General features: G+C 64.8%; 13 protein-coding genes. 3 read left to right on the forward strand and 10 right to left on the reverse strand.

The window, feature by feature from the left end:
• Positions 1-9: 9 nt before the first annotated feature.
• The 10 genes from IC50_RS02910 to IC50_RS02955 all read right to left on the reverse strand — a co-directional run bounded on the left by IC50_RS02910 (position 10) and on the right by IC50_RS02955 (position 10833).
• A complete protein-coding gene (locus tag IC50_RS02910; RefSeq protein WP_035700161.1) occupies positions 10-864 on the reverse strand; it encodes a CheR family methyltransferase in 855 nt (284 codons plus the stop codon).
• Between the two features lie 133 nt (positions 865-997).
• On the reverse strand, positions 998-2797 hold the full coding sequence (locus tag IC50_RS02915; RefSeq protein WP_035700164.1) for a methyl-accepting chemotaxis protein: 1800 nt from the start codon (positions 2795-2797) through the stop codon (positions 998-1000).
• 60 nt (positions 2798-2857) lie between these two features.
• The gene (locus tag IC50_RS02920) at positions 2858-3346 is read right to left on the reverse strand and encodes a chemotaxis protein CheW (RefSeq protein ID WP_035700202.1); all 489 of its coding nucleotides are present in this window, start codon (positions 3344-3346) and stop codon (positions 2858-2860) included.
• A 65-nt stretch (positions 3347-3411) separates the two neighbouring features.
• Positions 3412-5241: a methyl-accepting chemotaxis protein gene (locus IC50_RS02925; RefSeq protein WP_035700171.1), complete on the reverse strand. Its 1830-nt coding sequence runs from the start codon at positions 5239-5241 to the stop codon at positions 3412-3414.
• Positions 5242-5301: 60 nt separating this feature from the next.
• Positions 5302-5790, reverse strand: coding sequence for a chemotaxis protein CheW (locus IC50_RS02930; RefSeq protein WP_035700202.1), 489 nt, complete (start codon positions 5788-5790; stop codon positions 5302-5304).
• Positions 5791-5855: 65 nt separating this feature from the next.
• Positions 5856-7568 (reverse strand): methyl-accepting chemotaxis protein, encoded by a 1713-nt coding sequence (locus tag IC50_RS02935; RefSeq protein WP_035700174.1) that lies wholly within the window; start codon positions 7566-7568, stop codon positions 5856-5858.
• A 37-nt stretch (positions 7569-7605) separates the two neighbouring features.
• Positions 7606-8067, reverse strand: a complete 462-nt coding sequence (locus tag IC50_RS02940) for a chemotaxis protein CheW (RefSeq protein WP_035700176.1) — start codon at positions 8065-8067, stop codon at positions 7606-7608.
• Positions 8067-10148, reverse strand: coding sequence for a chemotaxis protein CheA (locus IC50_RS02945; RefSeq protein WP_035700178.1), 2082 nt, complete (start codon positions 10146-10148; stop codon positions 8067-8069). Before IC50_RS02945 ends, IC50_RS02940 begins: the two co-directional genes overlap by 1 nt.
• Complete coding sequence (locus IC50_RS02950; RefSeq protein ID WP_035700180.1) at positions 10145-10510, reverse strand: response regulator; 366 nt, start codon at positions 10508-10510, stop codon at positions 10145-10147. The genes IC50_RS02945 and IC50_RS02950 overlap by 4 nt, the downstream gene beginning before the upstream one ends.
• Positions 10510-10833 carry an STAS domain-containing protein gene (locus IC50_RS02955; protein WP_035700182.1) on the reverse strand — a complete coding sequence of 108 codons (324 nt, stop codon included), beginning with the start codon at positions 10831-10833 and terminating at the stop codon, positions 10510-10512. Before IC50_RS02955 ends, IC50_RS02950 begins: the two co-directional genes overlap by 1 nt.
• A gap of 270 nt (positions 10834-11103) precedes the next feature.
• Between IC50_RS02955 and IC50_RS02960 the strand changes: the two genes are divergently transcribed.
• The 3 genes from IC50_RS02960 to IC50_RS02970 all read left to right on the forward strand — a co-directional run.
• Positions 11104-12243 carry an HD domain-containing phosphohydrolase gene (locus tag IC50_RS02960; protein WP_035700185.1) on the forward strand — a complete coding sequence of 380 codons (1140 nt, stop codon included), beginning with the start codon at positions 11104-11106 and terminating at the stop codon, positions 12241-12243.
• A 187-nt stretch (positions 12244-12430) separates the two neighbouring features.
• Positions 12431-13099: a hypothetical protein gene (locus tag IC50_RS02965; RefSeq protein WP_035700188.1), complete on the forward strand. Its 669-nt coding sequence runs from the start codon at positions 12431-12433 to the stop codon at positions 13097-13099.
• 19 nt (positions 13100-13118) lie between these two features.
• The coding region (locus IC50_RS02970; protein ID WP_035700191.1) for a CHASE2 domain-containing protein at positions 13119-14853 on the forward strand (1735 nt) is incomplete at its 3' end.

Genomic DNA, 14853 nt, shown 5'->3' on the forward strand with positions numbered 1-14853 from the left:
GCGCTCCGGCTAGACCTGGAAGATGGTTGGCTGAACCTGTTTCAGCCCTGGCACGGCACTGTGAATCATCGATTCCGAATGCCCGACCAGCAGATAGCCGCCCGGACGCAGATGGCTGCACAATTGCTCGACCACCTTGCGCTGGGTCTCGCGCTCGAAATAGATCAGGACGTTGCGGCAGAAGATGATATCGACGTCACGATCGACCGGATAGGACTTGTCCATGAGGTTCATCCTCATGAAGTGTGTCATGCGCCGCAACTCGGGTACGATCCGCACTTCGCCGCGCGACTTGTCCCGCGACGACGAAAAATATCGCTTTACGAATGGCGCCGGCACCGGGGCGAGCACGTCGCGGCTGTAGATCGCCGTCCGGGCAAGGCGCAGCACCGCGGTCGAGATGTCGGTCCCGAGGATGCGGTACTGGAAGCGCGAGCCGCTGCGGGTCATGTCGTCCAGCACCATCGCGGTCGTGTAGGCTTCCATGCCGGTGGAGCTCGCCGAACTCCAGATCTTCAGGTTCGCGTTTTTCCGTCCATGCGCTTTGAGCAGGGCGGGAATCGCGACTTCACGCATGAAAGTGAAGTGCTGCGGCTCGCGGAAGAAGTCGGTCTTGTTGGTCGTCACCACATCGATGAGATGGGTCAGCTCGATGTCGAAGTGATCGGCCTCGAACAGGTTCTCGACGTATTCATTGAGGCCGCAGAAGTTCAGCGCGCGTACGCGCTTGTGCAGCCGCCCCTCCAGCATCAGCCGCTTGCCCTTCGGCAGCTTGATGCCGACCTGGCTCTCGATCAATTCGGCGATGGTCCGGAAGTGGCGGTCCGAAAGATGCACGGCCGTGTCCTGCATGGCAGGCATCATGGCTGTTTGCCCCGACCCGGGACGGCCACCTGCATTGCATAACGGGCCATACGGAGCATCTTGAATCCTACACTTTAACTAAAATTGCCGAAGACGGACCGGCCCGCCGATGGCGGGCCGACGCGTCAGAATCCTAGCGCTGGAAATCGGCGTCCCGATCGTCCTCGGCGTCATTCAGGTCGAAGGCGAAGCCGCCGCCGGCAACCTTCGCGGCGCGCGCCGGCTTGGCCTGCGGCTTCTTGGCCGGACGCTCGGCCGCCGCCATGGAGGCCGCCTTGGCGCGCAGCTGGTTGACCGCCCGGTCGATCGGCGCAGCCGCCTGGCTCTTTGCGCCGCGGTCGATGCGGAAATACGCGATGGTGGACTGCAGCTGTTCGGCCTGCGAGGCAAGCTCCTCCGAGGTCGAGGAGACCTGCTCGGATGCGCTGGCGTTCTGCTGGCCGACCTTGTCGAGCTGCTGGATCGCCTGGTTGATCTGGGCCGAGCCGACGTCCTGCTCGCGGCAGGCCGCAGTGATCTCTTCGACGAGCTCGGCTGTCTTCTTGATGTCCGGAACGAGCTTGGCGAGCATTGCGCCGGCCTCCTGCGCCACCTTGACGGTGTCGGTCGAGAGCGTGCCGATCTCGGCCGCGGCCGCCTGGCTGCGCTCGGCGAGCTTGCGCACCTCGGAGGCGACCACCGCAAAGCCCTTGCCGTGCTCGCCGGCGCGCGCGGCTTCGACCGCGGCGTTGAGCGCGAGCAGATCGGTCTGGCGCGCGATCTCCTGCACGATCGTGATCTTCTCGGCGATGGTCTGCATCGCCTCGACGGCGCGGCCCACGGCTGCACCGCTGGCTTCGGCATCCTTGGCGGACTGCCCCGCGATCTTTTCGGTCTGGCTGGCGTTGTCGGCGTTCTGCTTCACGTTGGAGGCCATCTCCTCCATCGAGGAGGAGGCTTCCTCGGCAGACGAAGCCTGCTCGGTCGCGCCCTGCGAGAGCTGCTCGGCGCTGGCGGAGAGTTCCTGGCTGCCGGCGGAGACGTTCTGCGCCGCAGTGAGGGCTTCTGCGACGATCTGCCGAAGCTTTTCCACCATGCGTTCGAGTGCCAGGCCCAGCGTATCCTTGTCCGACAGCGGCTTGGCTTCGACCGTGAGGTTGCCCTGCGCGATCTCGTTGGCGACGGCCGCGGTCTGGTTGAGGTTGACCGTCATCGCATTCAGCGACTTGATGAGGTCGCCGATTTCGTCATTGCTGAACGAATCGATCTTCTGGCTGAGATCGCCGATTGCCACCGCATCGGCGAGGCCGACCGCCATGGAAAGCGAACGGCTGATGTTCAGAGCCATCCAGACCGCGGCGGCGATGGCGATGACGAGCGACGCGAGGATCAGGGAAGCGAGAATCAGGATGGCGCGGCTGCCGTCGACTTTGGCCTGCTCGCTCTCCTCGGCCATCTGCTTCTTCACAAAGTTGATGTAGTCGCTCGCCGCCGTGAGCGCCGGCGTGGAGGCCTTCAGGCCCTCGGTCATCGACCGCTCGGTCGCCCTGGCCTTGTCCTGTTTGGCGAGCGCAAGCGTCTGATCCTGTACCGCGTTGGAGTTCGCGTAGGCAACGGCAAAAGTCTCGATCATTTTCCTGCCGGTCTCGCTCGCGCTGGAAGTGACCTCGTCCTTCACCTTCATGGCGCGTTCGCGCAGTTGGGCGATCTGGCCGATGAACTTGTCCTGGTCGGCTTCCACCGCAAGGATAGCGTTCTTCTCGGCCCGCACCTGAAGCAGGACGGCCTCCTGAAGCTCGCCAACCTTTGCGAGCCGGCCGGCACGGGCAGACAGATGCTCGGCCGTCGCGACCATGCCGTTCAACTTCAGATACGCGACGCCGCCGGCGATCATGGACAGCAGGATGACGACGCCGAAGGCGGTGGCAAGCTTGGCTTTGACGGTGAATCTCATGTCAGTCTCGTTGGTTCGAATTGGGGGGCTTACGCTTCACCACGCTTCACTTTTGCTGGCTCAGGCGGCGCGAGGCGCATCCGTGGCCGTGTCGCGTCCGTCCGGAACCTCGTCGTTGGCCATCAGCTTGGCGAGATCGAAGATCACGACGAACTTCTCACCCTTGCGGCCGATGCCGGCGGCATAGTCGGATTGCCATTTCCCGCCGACCTCTGGCACCGGCTCGATCGCCTGCTCGTCGATGTCGGTGACCTCGAACACGCAGTCGGCAACGAAGCCGACGCCGACCAGACGGCCCTTCATCGGCACGTCGAGGATGATGATGCGGGTGGCTTCGGTGGCCGGCACGCTCGGCAGAGCGAGCTTGGTCCGGAGGTCGACGATCGGATAGCCGCTGCCGCGCACGTCGATCATGCCGAGCAGGAAGTTCGGGGCGTGCGGAAGCCGCGAGATCGGCCGCATGTCGAGGATCTCACGGACATTGCGGATGCTGATGCCGAACGTCTCGCCGGCGAGCCCGAGCGTCAGATATTGCGAGGTTGCGGCCATGATGCGGTCCAAGGATCCGGAGGTTGGCGAATGAATGCGGTCCGGCATGAAGCCGGACCGGCTGATCAGCGCTGGAACTCGGCGTCGCGGTCGTCTTCGCCGTCGTTCATGTCGAAGGCGAAGCCGCCGCCAGCGGCGACTTTCATCGCGCGCGCCGGTTTGCGAACGGGGACCGGCTTCTTCGTATCGCGATCCACGGCGGCCATGTGCGCAGCCTTCATGTGCGCAGCCTTGGCCCGGAGCTGACCGACGGCGCGGTCGATCGGCTCGGCCGCGGCATTCTCCTTGCGCGTCGCGTGCTCGATGCGGAAGAACGAGATGGTGGATTGAAGCTGTTCGGCCTGCGAAGCGAGCTCCTCCGAGGTCGAGGAGACCTGCTCGGATGCGCTGGCGTTCTGCTGGCCGACCTTGTCGAGCTGCTGGATCGCCTGGTTGATCTGGGCCGAGCCGACGTCCTGCTCGCGGCAGGCCGCAGTGATCTCCTGCACCAGCTCCGCGGTCTTCTTGATGTCGGGCACGAGCTTGGACAGCATTTGGCCCGCCTCTTGCGCGACCTTGACGCTCTCGGTCGAGAGCGTGCCGATATCTGCCGCGGCCGCCTGGCTGCGCTCGGCGAGCTTGCGCACCTCGGAGGCGACCACCGCAAAGCCCTTGCCGTGCTCGCCGGCGCGCGCGGCTTCGACCGCGGCGTTGAGCGCGAGCAGATCGGTCTGGCGCGCGATCTCCTGCACGATCGTGATCTTCTCGGCGATGGTCTGCATCGCCTCGACGGCGCGGCCCACGGCTGCACCGCTGGCTTCGGCATCCTTGGCGGACTGCCCCGCGATCTTTTCGGTCTGGCTGGCGTTGTCGGCGTTCTGCTTCACGTTGGAGGCCATCTCCTCCATCGAGGAGGAGGCTTCCTCGGCAGACGAAGCCTGCTCGGTCGCGCCTTGCGAGAGCTGCTCGGCGCTGGCCGAGAGCTCCTGGCTGCCGGCGGAGACGTTCTGCGCCGCAGTGAGGGCTTCTGCGACGATCTGCCGAAGCTTTTCCACCATGCGTTCGAGTGCCAGGCCCAGCGTATCCTTGTCCGACAGCGGCTTGGCTTCGACCGTGAGGTTGCCCTGCGCGATCTCGTTGGCGACGGCCGCGGTCTGGTTGAGGTTGACCGTCATCGCATTCAGCGACTTGATGAGGTCGCCGATTTCGTCATTGCTGAACGAATCGATCTTCTGGCTGAGATCGCCGATTGCCACCGCATCGGCGAGGCCGACCGCCATGGAAAGCGAACGGCTGATGTTCAGAGCCATCCAGACCGCGGCGGCGATGGCGATGACGAGCGACGCGAGGATCAGGGAAGCGAGAATCAGGATGGCGCGGCTGCCGTCGACTTTGGCCTGCTCGCTCTCCTCGGCCATCTGCTTCTTCACAAAGTTGATGTAGTCGCTCGCCGCCGTGAGCGCCGGCGTGGAGGCCTTCAGGCCCTCGGTCATCGACCGCTCGGTCGCCCTGGCCTTGTCCTGTTTGGCGAGCGCAAGCGTCTGATCCTGTACCGCGTTGGAGTTCGCGTAGGCAACGGCAAAAGTCTCGATCATTTTCCTGCCGGTCTCGCTCGCGCTGGAAGTGACCTCGTCCTTCACCTTCATGGCGCGTTCGCGCAGTTGGGCGATCTGGCCGATGAACTTGTCCTGGTCGGCTTCCACCGCAAGGATAGCGTTCTTCTCGGCCCGCACCTGAAGCAGGACGGCCTCCTGAAGCTCGCCAACCTTTGCGAGCCGGCCGGCACGGGCAGACAGATGCTCGGCCGTCGCGACCATGCCGTTCAACTTCAGATACGCGACGCCGCCGGCGATCATGGACAGCAGGATGACGACGCCGAAGGCGGTGGCAAGCTTGGCTTTGACGGTGAATCTCATGTCAGTCTCGTTGGTTCGAATTGGGGGGCTTACGCTTCACCACGCTTCACTTTTGCTGGCTCAGGCGGCGCGAGGCGCATCCGTGGCCGTGTCGCGTCCGTCCGGAACCTCGTCGTTGGCCATCAGCTTGGCGAGATCGAAGATCACGACGAACTTCTCACCCTTGCGGCCGATGCCGGCGGCATAGTCGGATTGCCATTTCCCGCCGACCTCTGGCACCGGCTCGATCGCCTGCTCGTCGATGTCGGTGACCTCGAACACGCAGTCGGCAACGAAGCCGACGCCGACCAGACGGCCCTTCATCGGCACGTCGAGGATGATGATGCGGGTGGCTTCGGTGGCCGGCACGCTCGGCAGAGCGAGCTTGGTCCGGAGGTCGACGATCGGATAGCCGCTGCCGCGCACGTCGATCATGCCGAGCAGGAAGTTCGGGGCGTGCGGAAGCCGCGAGATCGGCCGCATGTCGAGGATCTCACGGACATTGCGGATGCTGATGCCGAACGTCTCGCCGGCGAGCCCGAGCGTCAGATATTGCGAGGTTGCGGCCATGATGCGGTCCAAGGATCCGGAGGTTGGCGAATGAATGCGGTCCGGCATGAAGCCGGACCGGCTGATCAGCGCTGGAACTCGGCGTCGCGGTCGTCTTCGCCGTCGTTCATGTCGAAGGCGAAGCCGCCGCCAGCGGCGACTTTCATCGCGCGCGCCGGTTTGCGAACGGGGACCGGCTTCTTCGTATCGCGATCCACGGCGGCCATGTGCGCAGCCTTCATGTGCGCAGCCTTGGCCCGGAGCTGACCGACGGCGCGGTCGATCGGCTCGGCCGCGGCATTCTCCTTGCGCGTCGCGTGCTCGATGCGGAAGAACGAGATGGTGGATTGAAGCTGTTCGGCCTGCGAAGCGAGCTCCTCCGAGGTCGAGGAGACCTGCTCGGATGCGCTGGCGTTCTGCTGGCCGACCTTGTCGAGCTGCTGGATCGCCTGGTTGATCTGGGCCGAGCCGACGTCCTGCTCGCGGCAGGCCGCAGTGATCTCCTGCACCAGCTCCGCGGTCTTCTTGATGTCGGGCACGAGCTTGGACAGCATTTGGCCCGCCTCTTGCGCGACCTTGACGCTCTCGGTCGAGAGCGTGCCGATATCTGCCGCGGCCGCCTGGCTGCGCTCGGCGAGCTTGCGCACCTCGGAGGCGACCACCGCAAAGCCCTTGCCGTGCTCGCCGGCGCGCGCGGCTTCGACCGCGGCGTTGAGCGCGAGCAGATCGGTCTGGCGCGCGATCTCCTGCACGATCGTGATCTTCTCGGCGATGGTCTGCATCGCTTCGACGGCACGACCGACGGCGACACCGCTGGCTTCGGCATCCTTGGCGGACTGCCCCGCGATCTTTTCGGTCTGGCTGGCGTTGTCGGCGTTCTGCTTCACGTTGGAGGCCATCTCCTCCATCGAGGAGGAGGCTTCCTCGGCAGACGAAGCCTGCTCGGTCGCGCCTTGCGAGAGCTGCTCGGCGCTGGCCGAGAGCTCCTGGCTGCCGGCGGAGACGTTCTGCGCCGCCGTGATCGCCTCGGCAACGATCTGCCGGAGCTTTTCGACCATCGCGTTCAGCGACCTGATGAGATCTCCGATCTCGTCGTTGCTCGCCGAGGGAATGGTCCGGCTGAGATCACCCTCCGCGACGGCGCCCGCAAGGCCGACAGCCCTTCCGAGCGAGCGGCTGATCGAGATGGAAATCCAGAACGCAGCCCCGATCGCGACCGCCAGCGAGATGCCGATCAACATCGTCAGCAGGAGTTGGGCCTGGTGCCCCTCTGCCTTGGATTGGACAGCCTGCTCGGCCATCTGCTTCTTCGTGTTGACGACATAGACGCCCATGGCTTCCATCGCGTCTGCGACGACCTTGCGGCCGTCGCCCATCGAGCGCTCCGTGGCCTTCGGCTTGTCCGTTTTCGCCAACCTGATCGTCTCTTCCTGGTAAGCGTTCATCTTGGCGTAAGACGTCGCAAAGCTGTCGAGCAACTTCCTGCCCGCCTCGCTCGCCAACGCATAGACCTCGTCCCTGGTCTTCGTCGCCTCCTCGCGAAGCCTGGCCGCATCGGCGGCAAACTGTTCAACCTGAGCCTCCGTGCCGAGAATGGAGTTCTTCTCGGCACGAAGCTGCAGCAGGATGTCTTTTTCGATCTGCGTCGCCTTCTCCATCCGGCTTGCACGCAGGACCATGCTGTCGGCGGTCGCCATCATGTCGCCGAGCTTCATGTAGGCCACGCCGCCCGCAACACCGGACAGGACGATGATCAAGCCGAACGCACTGGCAAGCTTTGCCTTGACGGTAAATCTCATTTCCAGCCCCTACCCAGGTCTCGCCCGAGACCTCATTTCAATTCAGAATGCGTTCCATGTTCGGAACGATGACGAACTCTTCGCGCCACTTGGCGATGAAGCGGATGAATTCCGGCTTCCAGTGCATGCCGACGCGCGGCGTCTGCTGCACGTCGGTCTGCGAGATCTCCGTGACCTCGTACACCTTGTCGGCGGTGACGCCGACCAGAACCGGCTCGCCGTCGAGCTCGAGCTCGATGACCACGATGCGCGTGTCGGCCGAGTTGTCGAGCTGCGGCATGCCGAAGCGAATGCGCAGATCGGCGAGCGGAATGACGTTACCGCGCACGTTGATCACGCTGGGAACGAAAGCGCGCGCGCCCGCCACCTTGGTCTCAGGGACGGGATCTATGATCTCGCGCACGAGACCGGCGTCGAGTGCGAATTTCTCCTCGCCGAGGCCGATCATCACGACCTGCATCGCGCCGGACTGATGCTCGCCCGCCAAATCCTGGTTCATCACGCCGCCTCGTTGATATGCTGCTTCTCGACCTTCGACTGCGCCAGCGAGACCAACTGCGCGACGTCGAGGATCAGCGCCGCCGTGCCGTCACCTAGGATCGTCGCGCCGGAGAAGATGGTGACGTCGGAGTGCAGCTTGGAGAGCGACTTGATCACGGTCTGGTGGTTGCCGATGATCTGGTCGGCGACGAGGCCGACGCGGGTCTCTCCGGTCGAGATGATGATCGTCTTCTGATGCCGGTCGGGCGCGCCGGACGCGGCCATGAGCTCGCGCAGGCGCAGGAAGGGCACGAGATTGCCGCGCACGTTGAGGAAGTTGCGACCGCGCGAACGCTCGTCCTCGGCCGTCAGCTCGACGCATTCCTCCACCGCCGGCAACGGAATGATGTAGCGGCCCTCGCCGACGCGAATCAGCAGGCCCTCGATGATCGCGAGCGTGAGCGGCAGGCGCAGCGTCACGATGGTGCCCTGGCCCGGCCTGGTCGACAAATCGATCGAGCCGCGCATGTTCTCGATGGTGCGCTTGACCACGTCCATGCCGACGCCGCGTCCCGACAGCGCCGAGATCGTCTGCGCGGTCGAGAAGCCCGGGTGAAACAGAAATTGGTGGATCTCGTGATCGGTCAGCACGGCGCCGGCCACGATCAGCCCCTGCTCTTCAGCCTTCGCGCGGATGCGCGCGGTATTGAGGCCGCCGCCATTGTCCTTCACCGTGACGAGCACCTGCGCGCCGGAATGCACGGCGGCGAGCTCGATACGGCCCTGCTCGGTCTTGCCATTGGCCGCGCGCGTGGCAGTGTCTTCGATGCCGTGGTCGATGGCATTGCGGATCAGGTGCACCAGCGGATCAGCCAGACACTCGATCATGGTCTTGTCGAGCTCGGTATCCTCGCCCGAGGTGACGAATTCGACCGGCTTGGACAGATCCCGCGACAGATCGTGCACGAGGCGGCGGAAGCGACCGAACAAGGAGCCGATCGGCACCATGCGTGCACCCATCGTGGTGTCGCGCAAGGAAGAGGCAAGGCGCTCGATCTCCTCGGCGATCATCTTGATCGAGAGGTCGGAGCCGGAGGCGGCGAGCTGGGTCAGCCGCGCCTGGGCGATGACGAGCTCGCCGACGCGGTCCATCAGCTCGTCGAGGCGCTCGGCCTGGACGCGAACGGTGGCGATGCCACGCTCTTGCTTGGCTTCCTCGCGGCGCGCGGCTGCCGCCTCGCGCTTGATCTCCGGCTTCGCGTCAGATTGGGGCTCCGCCCTGGCGACGGGCTGCCCGGCGACAACCTCCACTACCGGCGCAGCCACCTCGGCGATGACAGGCTCTTCGTCGAGCAACTGGAGCAGGGGAGCCGGCGCGGGCGCTTCGACATGTTCCAAAGGCGAGAGCGTCAGCTTCATCTCATCCTGGACGAACATGAAGACGTCGTCGATCGCATCCTTGTCGCAGGCCGCGTGCAGCTTGACGTCCCACTTCAGGTAGCAGTCTTCCGGCTCCATCTCGTCGAGGAACGGGACGCCGTCGGTGACGGGCACGACGAAGCAGGGACCGAGCTTGCAGAGGTCTTCCAACAGGTCGAGCGGATTCGAGCCGTTGCGCAGGATGTGCGATTCGAACTCCAGATACAGGTGCCAGCCGGCCCGCCTGCTCTCAGCAGGGCTCGGCGGGGACGCCTCGGCGATCTCGACGACCGGAGCGGCGGGCATGTCGGCCGAGACGAAGCGCTTGAGGTCGTCGAGGATGGCTTCGCCGATAATGTCGTCGGTCGACTGCGGATCCTCGATCAACGCGCGGATGTAGTCCTTGGCGGCGAGCGCGACCGAGATCAGCTCCTGCGTCGGCTTGATCTCGCCCTTGCGGACGCGGTCGAAGGCGGTCTCAAATTCGTGGGTGAAGGAGGCGACCTTGTCGAAGCCGAACATGGCGCCCGAGCCCTTGATCGTATGCAGGGCGCGGAAGGCGGAATCGACCAGTTCGCGATCGTCGGGCCGCTGGCCGAGATCGAGCAAGGCCCCTTCAAGAACTTCGAAGAGTTCGCTGGCTTCCTGACGAAAGACCTCGGTCGGGTCCATTGCGCTCATGTGCGCACCAGCTTGCCGACCACGGCGAGCAACTGTTCGGGCTTGAAAGGTTTGGTGATCCAGCCGGTGGCGCCGGCGCTCTTGGCTTCCTGCTTCACCGTGTCGCTGGATTCGGTCGTCAGGAACACGATGGGCATGCCCACCGCGCTCGGCAGCTTGCGCAGTGCGCGAATCAGCTCGAGCCCGTTCATGACAGGCATGTTGAGGTCGGTGATGACGAGGTCGAGCTTGCCGGCTTGCGCCTTGGCCAGCCCTTGCGCGCCGTCGCCGGCCTCGATCACGCTGTGACCGGCCGGCTCGAGCACGACCTTGATCATTTGCCGAATGCTGGGGGAATCATCGACGGTCAGAATCGTGGCCATCAGGTGCCATCTTTCTTTTGCGGGAAATGCTGATCGATCAGCGCCTCGCTCGCGAAGCCGGCGCGGCAAAGGGTGTTGCGAAGAGACTGCGAGAAGGAAGTCAGGACCACCGGGCGGCCCTGGGCCTCGCCCGTCTTGGCCGTCGATAGCAAGAGCTGGATCGAGGTCACGTCGGCCTTTTCGACGCTCGAACAGTCGATCTCGAGCCGCTCCTGGCGGCCGAACGCCTCGCGAATGAGCTCATAGACGTTGCGAATGGCCGCAATGCTGCAATCGGCGGGCAACCGCAACGACCACTTCGGCTCCGTGGGATTGAGCGCCATCGCTGCACCCGCCTCTGCTGAATTCCGGTACTCGTTTGACGCGAATCGAGTGAGCAAACTCCTAACGCGGGCATCCGTACAACTACGGGTCACATTCCCGCGGAATTCGCGCAGCTCGGTGCAAGCGTGCACAGCCTGCCGAAATCTCATGCGATGCGTGCACATCCGCGCCGTGGCGGGGCCCACCGGCGCATTTGCTTCGCGTTAAATTTGCTTGGGCTATGGCTGCTGCTCTTGTCATTGCCAACGAGAAGAGAGCCCCGGCCACCGATGCTGACCCAAGCGCTCCTGGTTGATGACAGCCGCTCCGTCCTCAACTTCCTGAAACGTCACATCGAGGCGGAAGGACTGGTCGAGGCCACGACCTTCCTCGATCCCGTGGAGGCGCTGGTTTGCGCCCAGGAGCGCGTGTTCGATCTGGTGCTGGTCGACTACGAGATGCCGCATATGGACGGCATCAGCTTCATCCGGACCTTCCGCAGGCTTCCTGGCTGCACCGACATCCCGATCGCAATGATCACCTCGCGTCAGACCGATGACGCCAAGATGGCGGCGCTGCAGGCCGGTGCAACGGACTTTCTACCGAAGCAGCCACAAAGCCTCGAGATGACGGTGCGCCTGCGGAATTTAATTCAGCTTGGTGCAGCCGTGCGCAAGCTCAACGACCGCGCCGCACATCTCGCCAGCGAAGTCGCAGCGGCAACACAAAAGCTCGGTGAGCGCGAGGAGGAGATCATCCTGCGGCTCGCGCTCGCGGTCGAATACCGCGACAACGACACCGGCGAGCACACGCTGCGAGTCGCCAGGTACAGCCGCATCATCGCCGAGCAGCTCGGCTTGCCGGCCCGGCTCTGCCGCGACATCTATCTGGCCGCTCCCCTGCACGACGTTGGCAAGGTCGCCATTCCCGACAATATCCTGCTCAAGCCGGGCAGGCTCACCGACGAGGAGATGGCGGTGATCCGGACGCATGCGACGATCGGAGAGCGGATCCTGGCCGATTCCAGCTGCGAGCTGATCCGGCTCGGTGCGCAAATTGCCGCAGGCCATCACGAGCGCTGGGACGGCGCGGGGTATCCGAACGGCCTCGAGGCGGATGAAATCCCGGTCGCCGCACGCGTGGTCGCAGTCGCCGACGTCTTCGACGCCCTGACGACGCGGCGGCCGTACAAGGAGCCGATGCCGCTCGAGGCGGCGCGCAGCTACCTCGCCGAGAACGCGGGGCGGCAGTTCGATCCGGCCTGCGTCGAGGCCTTCCTGTCGCGCTGGGACGAGGTGGTCGAGATCGCCGCCGGCCAGCGGGCGTCTCCTTTTCAGAGGACCGAGGCCCCTCTGGCTCCCGTTGTTGAGGATACAGCGGAGAGCCGTCCGGTCGAGGACCATTCCGCCAAGGCAGTCCCGGCCGCCTGACCTGATCAACCGGTCAACACCTTGCCGCGGCTCCATTTTTTTCTCTGGTCGCCGGTTTGAACCTGTTCCTGTTAAAGTGGCACCAACAACTAAGAGTGATTTTGGTCACACTTGCTTGGGGCACCCTGCTGTAAGCATCGAACCGGGACGGGCCGGTAGAGCATCGTCGAATTGGATGAGAATTCCCATGAAAAGCCTGATCGGCGCCTTCGTCGGCGCGTTCTGCCTTGCTGCCCCCGCTTTGGCGCAGACTCCTGCCGCGATCGTCGAGGACGTTCAAGGCAAGGTCGACGGCATCGCGTTCATGGACTATGTGGCGCCGGGCAAGATCATCAAGCTCGGACCCAAGGCCGGCATCACGCTCAGCTACCTCAAATCGTGTGAGCGCGAGACGATCAGCGAGGGCGTCGTTCTGGTCGGCACCGAGCAGAGCACCGTGCAGTTGGGCGAGGTCAAGCGGGAGAAGGTGCCCTGCGACACCAATGCGGCAAAACTGTCGGAGCGCCAGGCGAACCAGAGTGCCGCAACGACCTTCCGTAACGTGCGGTCGGACGCCAAGAGCGCCCCGTCCAAGCTGCCGACGCTCTACGGCGTCGCACCACTGGTGCAGGCCAGGAGCGGGAGCACGCTGATCATCGAACGCACCGACGGCAAGGAGCCCACGATCACCGTGCCGCTCAGGAACGAAACCATGGTCGGCGGCAAGTTCTATGACTTCGCCAAGGCCGGGAAGTCGCTGACCCCCGGCGGCAGCTACCTCGCCATCCTCGGCGCCAAGCGCTACGCCTTCCAGATCGACGCCAGCGCCACGTCATCGCCGACGCCGATCGTCGGCCGCCTGCTGCGGCTCGAATAGGCGACTCCGCGAAGGTGCGATGCGGCGGATCGGCAGGCGGGACATCGTTGCGGCAATCCTGATTGCGCTCCTTGCGGGCGCGGTCTTCACGTCACCGCCGCTTCAGACGCTGCAAGGTCTCTCCCTCGACATCCTCACGGCGCTGCGCGGCAAGATCATCGGCGATCGCCGTGATCCCGCCACGTCGCCGGTCGTCGTGGTGGCGATCGACGGGGAGACCTACGACACCCCTCCCTTCAAGGGATCGCCGACGCAGACCTGGACGCGCGAGATCGGCCGGGTGCTCGGGAGCATCGCCGAGGGCGGGGCCAAGGTGATCGGCTTCGACGTCATCTTCAAGAACTCGATCGAGCAGTCGGAGATTCCGTTCGGCGACGCGCCGGTCGGCGCCCGCATGCGGGGATTTGACCGGGACTATCTGATAGCCCTGCGGCAGATCTCCGACGCCGGCAAGCTGGTGCTCGGCGAAATCCTGAGCAACGCCCATCCAGAACCACCCTACCGTGCGCAGCAACTGGCGGTGCGAAACAACGTCCGCGCGCTCAACGTCCACACCGACGCGGACGACGTCATCCGGCGGATGCCGCTCACCTTCTCCATCGACGACAAGCCGGTGCCCGCGATGGCCGTCGAACTCGCCGCGCGAGCTCTCGGCGCCAAGCCCGAGATCGGGCCATCCGGCGCCATGGAGTTGTCCGGCTACACGATTCCGAGCGCGGTGCCCAATACGCTGACGCTCAATTTTCGCGGCCAGGGCCGCGACGTCCCGGCCTATTCTTTCGCCGACCTGCGCGCCTGCGCCGAGAAGGGCGACCGCGATTTCTTCCGCCGCAGCTTCGACGGCAAGGTCGTATTGCTCGGCACCATCCTCAGTTTCGAGGACCGCAAGCTGACCTCGATGCGATTGTCCGGCGGCCATGACGGCTCGCCCGCGCCACGATGCGCCCTGCCCGCCCCCGCCAGCACCGTTCAGAAGGCCCGTACCGACATCGCGGGTGTGTTCGTGCATGCCACAGCGATCCGAAACCTGATCGAGCAGGACGCGGTGACCGAGCTCGGCTTCGCCGCGCGGACCGCTCTCACGATTGCGATCGCAGCGATCATCGCCTGCGCGGCCTGCATGCTCGCACCTGTCGGCGCGGTGACCGCCTGGATCGCCGTCATCGCCGTCTACGCAGCCTTCGCCGTCGGTGCGTTCGCACATGCGCTGGCGCTGCCTGTGACTGAACCCGCCCTGGCAAGCCTCGCAGCGCTGGCAATGATGATCGGCTACCGCTTCGTGCTGGCCGATCGCGACGAGCGCTTCCTGCGCAGGAGCTTTGCCTACTATCTCGCGCCTGAGGTCATCGAGACCATGATCGCCTCCGGCAAGATGCCGGCGCTCGGCGGCGAGATGCGCAACGTCACCATGTTCTTCTCCGACCTCAGCGGGTTCTCCTCGATTGCGGAAACCATGACGCCGGTCGAGCTGGTGACGCTGATGAACGAATATCTGTCCGCCATGACCGACATCATCCAAAGCCACGGCGGCTACGTCGACAAATACATCGGCGATTCCATCGTCGCCATGTTCGGCGCGCCGGCCGACGATCCCGCCCACGCGACCAATGCGGTTCGCGCCGCGCTGAAGTGCCACGAGACGCTGGCGGAGCTCAATGCCGGCCACCCCGCTTTCGCCGGCCACGGCCTGTCGCACCGCATCGGGCTCAACAGCGGCGAAGCCGTGGTTGGCAACATCGGCTCCCCCCCCCCCC

The organism is Bradyrhizobium genomosp. I (2014) (genome assembly GCF_000261685.1).
Lineage (GTDB): Bacteria > Pseudomonadota > Alphaproteobacteria > Rhizobiales > Xanthobacteraceae > Bradyrhizobium.

Excerpts from the sequence above, each read along its gene's own strand:
- IC50_RS02910 (WP_035700161.1), bottom strand. The coding sequence starts at position 864 with ATGATGCCTGCCATGCAGGACACGGCCGTGCATCTTTCGGACCGCCAC.
- IC50_RS02915 (WP_035700164.1), bottom strand. The coding sequence starts at position 2,797 with ATGAGATTCACCGTCAAAGCCAAGCTTGCCACCGCCTTCGGCGTCGTC.
- IC50_RS02920 (WP_035700202.1), bottom strand. The coding sequence starts at position 3,346 with ATGGCCGCAACCTCGCAATATCTGACGCTCGGGCTCGCCGGCGAGACG.
- IC50_RS02925 (WP_035700171.1), bottom strand. The coding sequence starts at position 5,241 with ATGAGATTCACCGTCAAAGCCAAGCTTGCCACCGCCTTCGGCGTCGTC.
- IC50_RS02930 (WP_035700202.1), bottom strand. The coding sequence starts at position 5,790 with ATGGCCGCAACCTCGCAATATCTGACGCTCGGGCTCGCCGGCGAGACG.
- IC50_RS02935 (WP_035700174.1), bottom strand. The coding sequence starts at position 7,568 with ATGAGATTTACCGTCAAGGCAAAGCTTGCCAGTGCGTTCGGCTTGATC.
- IC50_RS02940 (WP_035700176.1), bottom strand. The coding sequence starts at position 8,067 with ATGAACCAGGATTTGGCGGGCGAGCATCAGTCCGGCGCGATGCAGGTC.
- IC50_RS02945 (WP_035700178.1), bottom strand. The coding sequence starts at position 10,148 with ATGAGCGCAATGGACCCGACCGAGGTCTTTCGTCAGGAAGCCAGCGAA.
- IC50_RS02950 (WP_035700180.1), bottom strand. The coding sequence starts at position 10,510 with ATGGCCACGATTCTGACCGTCGATGATTCCCCCAGCATTCGGCAAATG.
- IC50_RS02955 (WP_035700182.1), bottom strand. The coding sequence starts at position 10,833 with ATGGCGCTCAATCCCACGGAGCCGAAGTGGTCGTTGCGGTTGCCCGCC.
- IC50_RS02960 (WP_035700185.1), top strand. The coding sequence starts at position 11,104 with ATGCTGACCCAAGCGCTCCTGGTTGATGACAGCCGCTCCGTCCTCAAC.
- IC50_RS02965 (WP_035700188.1), top strand. The coding sequence starts at position 12,431 with ATGAAAAGCCTGATCGGCGCCTTCGTCGGCGCGTTCTGCCTTGCTGCC.